General features: G+C 71.2%; 5 protein-coding genes. All 5 read left to right on the top strand.

The window, feature by feature from the left end; genetic code table 11:
- On the top strand, nucleotides 1-1,131 hold a 1,131-nt coding region (locus tag C1I95_RS31665), incomplete at its 5' end, for an LCP family protein (protein WP_233514004.1).
- Nucleotides 1,132-1,188: 57 nt separating this feature from the next.
- Complete coding sequence (locus C1I95_RS31670) at nucleotides 1,189-2,265, top strand: LCP family protein (protein WP_438941356.1); 1,077 nt, start codon at nucleotides 1,189-1,191, stop codon at nucleotides 2,263-2,265.
- An 89-nt stretch (nucleotides 2,266-2,354) separates the two neighbouring features.
- Nucleotides 2,355-2,690, top strand: coding sequence for a rhodanese-like domain-containing protein (locus tag C1I95_RS31675; protein WP_111219503.1), 336 nt, complete (start codon nucleotides 2,355-2,357; stop codon nucleotides 2,688-2,690).
- An 11-nt stretch (nucleotides 2,691-2,701) separates the two neighbouring features.
- Nucleotides 2,702-3,493 (top strand): glycerophosphodiester phosphodiesterase, encoded by a 792-nt coding sequence (locus tag C1I95_RS31680; RefSeq protein ID WP_111219505.1) that lies wholly within the window; start codon nucleotides 2,702-2,704, stop codon nucleotides 3,491-3,493.
- A 49-nt stretch (nucleotides 3,494-3,542) separates the two neighbouring features.
- Nucleotides 3,543-5,103: PAS domain-containing sensor histidine kinase (locus C1I95_RS31685; protein WP_111219507.1), on the top strand; the 1,561-nt coding region annotated here is incomplete at its 3' end.

Here is a 5,103-nt window from a genome sequence, read left to right on the forward strand (position 1 = left end):
CCCAAGGGCAAGGCACGATCCGGCAAGGCCGGAAAGGGGCGCGCCCGACGCAAGGACCCGCTCTGGGCCCGACTCACCGTGGTCTTCGGCGCCGTGCTGATGGTGACCAGCGGCATCGCCATCGTCGGCAGCAAGGCGGTGATCAGCCAGGCCACCGGCAGCATCGCCCAGCGCAATTTGCTCGGCGACGCCGGGAAGACGTTGGCGGAGGGCGGTAGCAACCTTGAGGGCCCGATCGATCTGCTGCTGCTGGGCGTGGACGCCCGGGAGCGGTGGGCCGCCGACGATGTCCGGGCGGACAGCATCATCGTCCTGCACATCCCGGCCACCCACGATCAGGCCTACCTGATCTCGATCCCCCGGGACACCGAGGCGCGGATCCCGGCGTTTCCGAAGACGGGCTACCAGGGCGGGGTGGAGAAGATCAACGCCGCCTTCCAGGCGGGTGCCCGCAACGGCGGCGGCTGGGAGGGCGGTGCCCAGCTGATGGCGCAGACCATCAAGAGCATGACCGGCGTCAGCTTCGACGGAGCGGCGATCATCAACTTCGGTGGCTTCAAGAGCGTCATCGACGCCCTCGGCACCGTGCGCATCTGCCCGAAGCAGGACGTCAAGTCGATCCACATGTCGTACGTCGACGGCGAGCCGATGTGGAACGCGGACGCCAAGAAGACCGGCAAGCCGAGGACTCCGGTGGTGCACAAGAAGGGCTGCCAGGAGATGGAGGGCTGGGCCGCGCTGGACTACTCCCGCCAGCGTTACGGCATGAAGAACAGCGACTACGACCGCCAGCAGAACCAGCAGCAGCTGATCAAGGCGATGGCCAAGAAGGCCAGCTCGAACGGCACAATGACCGACCTCGGCAAGCTCAATGGGCTGATCAAGGCCGCCGGCAAGGCATTCATCCTGGACACCGGGGGCGTCCCGGTGGAGGACTTCGTCTTCACCATGCGCGGGGTCACCGGTAACGAACTGATCATGCTGAAGACCAACGGCGGCACATACAACGCCAACGGCAACGGCCGGGAGGCGCTGAGCGAGCAGACCCTGGACATGTTCCACGCGGTCAAGCAGGACAAGCTCGCCGAGTTCGTCTTCTACAACCCCGAGGTGATCTCCTCCCGCAAGTGACCCGGCGCCGATCCTCGGGATCGGCCGCCGCCCTCCGTGATCCTTTCGTAGCCTGACATGAGCAGGATTCATGTTGAGCCGACGGGGAGGGACGTCACGGCCAAGTTGGCGCGGGACGGCGGAAAGCGGGCAGCGGGCGGCGGCTCGCGGCGTCCGCGCTGGCCCCGCGTACTGCTCGGCATCGGGCTGGCGGTGGTGCTGCTGGCCGGGCTCGCCGTGGTCGGCCTCCGGGTACTCACCGCCCGGTACGAGCGCACGATCACCCGCGAGCAACTGCTGGACCCGACCGCCCGCGCCGGCCGCACCGACCTGGACGGCCCCCTCAACTACCTGCTCGTCGGCTCGGACCGCCGGCCCGGCGACACCGGGCCGCAGCAGCGCACCGACACCATCCTGATCGTGCACGTCCCGGCCGGGCTGCGCGAGGGCTACCTGGTCTCCGTCCCACGCGACCTGCTGGTCACCATCCCGCCGGGCGGCGGCTACCCCGGCGGCGAAGACAAGATCAACACAGCCTACGAGTACGGCGGGGGCGGCCAGGCCGGGGCGAGGCTGCTCTCCGCCACCCTGACCAAGCTCACCGGGATCCGCTTCGACGGTGCCGCCCTGGTCGACTTCGCCGGTCTACGCAGCGTGATCGACCTGCTCGGTGGGGTGAACATGTGCGTACGGACCGAGGTGCGCTCGATCCACACCAACCGGGTTTTCCACCCCGGCTGCCAGCAGATGAACGGCGCGCAGGCGCTCGACTTCGTACGCCAGCGCTACGACCTGCCGGGCGGCGACTACGACCGGCAGACCAACCAGCAGCAGTTGCTGGGCGCCATGCTCGAACGCGCGGGACAGACCGATCTGCGCAGCAACCCCGTCCAGCTCCATCGGCTCATCCGAGCGGTCGGCGGGTCGCTGACCCTGGACACCAACGGGGTGCCGGTGGAGGATCTGCTGCTCGCGCTGCGCGGCCTGTCCAAAGACGCGCTGCGCGGCGTGCAGGTGCCGTCCTACCCACAGACCATCGACCAGGTGTCGTACGTCGTCCTCGACAACGGGAGCGATGGGCTGTTCGAGGCGGTACGCGGCAGCCGGATGCCGCAGTGGGCCGGCGCGCATCAACGCTGGGTAACCCGACTCTGACCCACCGGAGGGCGGCGCGGCGACCCGCCGGAGGGCGACATCGCGCCGGCCGCGAGGGTCGCCGCGACGAGGTTCTAGGCTTGGTACCCGTGTTCGGACCTCAGATACCCACCGTGACCATTCCCGAGATCACCGAAGAGACGTACCTGCTCGACGTCCGGGAGGACGACGAGTGGGCCGCCGGTCACGCGCCCGGCGCCCACCACCTGCCGATGATGGAGCTGCCGGCCCGGATCGCCGAGGTGCCGACCGACCGGGACGTGGCCGTCATCTGCCGCTCCGGCGGGCGTTCCGGCCAGGTCGTCGCGTACCTCATGCGCAACGGGTGGGACCAGGTGCGCAACGTCGAGGGCGGGATGGGCGACTGGGCAGCCGCCGGGCGGCCGGTGATCGGCTCGGACGGGCAGCCGGGCCGGGTCCTGTAGGGCGGGACCGAATGGCCACACCCCTCGTCTTCGCGCACCGTGGCGCGTCGTACGACCTGCCGGAACACACCCTTGCCGCCTACCTGCGCGCCATCAAAGAGGGCGCCGACGGGCTGGAGTGCGACGTCCGGCTCTCCCGCGACGGGCACCTGGTCTGCGTACACGACCGCCGGCTGGACCGGACCAGCAACGGCCGTGGGCTGGTCAGCGCGCGTACCCTCGCCGAGCTGGACGAGCTGGACTACGGCTCCTGGCACCCGGGCTGCGTACCGGCCGACGGTGACGAGGTGCTCGACGACTCGCACACCCGGCTGCTCACCCTCGAACGGCTGCTGGAAGCCGTCCTCGCCGCCGGCCGGCCGGTTCGGCTGCTAGTGGAGACCAAGCACCCGTCCCGCTACGGCGGCGACGTCGAACGCCGGCTGGTCGCGCTGCTGCGCCGGTACGGCCTGGTCGAGCCGCGCCCAGACGATCCGGTACGGGTGACGGTGATGTCCTTCTCGCCACTGGCCGTACGTCGGATCGGGGCGCTGGCTCCCGCGCTGCCGACCGTGCTGCTGCTGGAGGTGCTGCCCCGCTGGCTGCGCCTGGGCCGGCTGCCGTTCGGTGCCGGCATCGCCGGCCCGGGGGTCGGGCTGGTGCGGGCCCGCCCCACGCTGGTGCCGGCGCTGCGGGCCGCCGGCAACCAGGTCTACGTCTGGACCGTCAACGAGCCGGACGACCTCGATCTCGTGCTGGCCGCCGGGGTGGACGGCGTGATCACCGACCGTCCGGCGCAGACGCTGGCCCGGTTGCGGCGGTGAGCCGGTCGGGGGTGCCCGCGAACACGGGCGGCAGTGCACACTCGGGGTCATGCCGGAGCGCACCGACTACGCGGCTCTCATCGCCGGGCACACCGTCGTCATCGAGATGATCAACTCGGGCGATGCGGGCCTGCCGGTCCTGACCCAGTTACTCCGGGTTGCGCAGCCGGCGCTCGGTGCCGCAGGCATGGCATTCGTGGAGTTCGCACCGAGTGGCGGTCGGGTGATCGCCGCCACCGGTGCCGCCGAGTGGACCATCGGCCGGCCGCTGTCGGCGAGCGACCCGGCCACCGTCTGCCTGCTCTCCGGCCCGCGCGTGCAGTGCGTACGGACCGATCACCTCACCAACCAGCTCGCCGCCGAGCTGGCCGAACGTGGCCTGCGGCGGATGGTGGTCTCCCGGGCGGAGATCGGCGGGCACACCGTCGGCAGCCTGCACGCGCTGTACCCGGCCGGCGCCGACGAGCCCGGCCCCGAACAGCGGGGAGTGGTCGGCTACCTCGGCTCCTGCATCGCCCACATGTACGGCGACCAGAGCGGCCTGCCGGTGCACGGCGACGGCCCGGTGGTGGCGGCGCTCGCCGACGGGCTGGCGGTCGTCGACCGGGACGCCCACGTCCGGCTCTGGAACCCGGCCGCCGCCGAGGTGACCGGACGATCCACCGCCGAGGCGCTCAGCCGGCCGCTGCCCTTCCCGCTGCCCCCCTCCGGGCAGGTCCTCGACCATCGGCTGCCGGACGGGCGGTGGCTGCGGATCACCTCGGGCGAGCTGCCCGGGCCGGGCACCCTGCGGGTGGTCACCTTCCGCGACATCACCGACCAGCAGCGCCACGACCACGAGCGGGACCTCTTCGTCGCGGTCACCAGCCACGAACTCCGTACCCCGGTGACCGTCATCAAGGGCTTCGCGGACACCCTCACCGACCACTGGGAATCGCTCAGCGAGACCGACCGGCGGCAGGCGGCCCGGGTGATCGGACAGCGCGCCAACGAGCTGGCCCGGCTGCTCGACCGGCTGCTCTCCTCCGCCGCCGAGGCGTGGCCGGGTGACGGCCCACCGGTGCCGTTCGACCTCGGCGAGGCGCTCCGGACCGCCGTCGACGACCTGCCCTCGGAGCTGCGTCGCCGGACCACCCTCCAGGTGCCGTCCCAACTGCCCAGGGCGGTCGGCCACCGGCAGAGCCTGGCCACCGTGCTGACCGAGCTGGCCACGAACGCCGGCAAGTACGCTCCGCCCGGCTCGCCGATCGAGATCAGCGCGGGGGCGGACGGTCAGACCGTCTGCTTCCGGGTCAGCGACCGCGGCATCGGTGTACGCCCCGAGCACGTGGAACGGGCCTTCGACCGGTTCTGGCAGGGCGACTCCGGCGACCGGCGGCGCTATCCCGGCACCGGTCTCGGCCTGTATCTCGTCCGCCGGATCGTTGAACAGCAGAATGGATGGGTATTCCTTCGACCGAGGACGGGCGGGGGTACGGTCGCAGAGCGGCAGCGCCATCTGCCTGCCGGACGCAAGGCTCAGCTGGCCGCGTACGTCGCCGACACCGGCCAGGTCACGGTTAGCGAACTGGCCGAACGCTTCGGCGTCTCCATCGACACCGTCCGGCGTG

Source organism: Micromonospora craterilacus (assembly GCF_003236315.1).
Classification (GTDB): domain Bacteria; phylum Actinomycetota; class Actinomycetes; order Mycobacteriales; family Micromonosporaceae; genus Micromonospora; species Micromonospora craterilacus.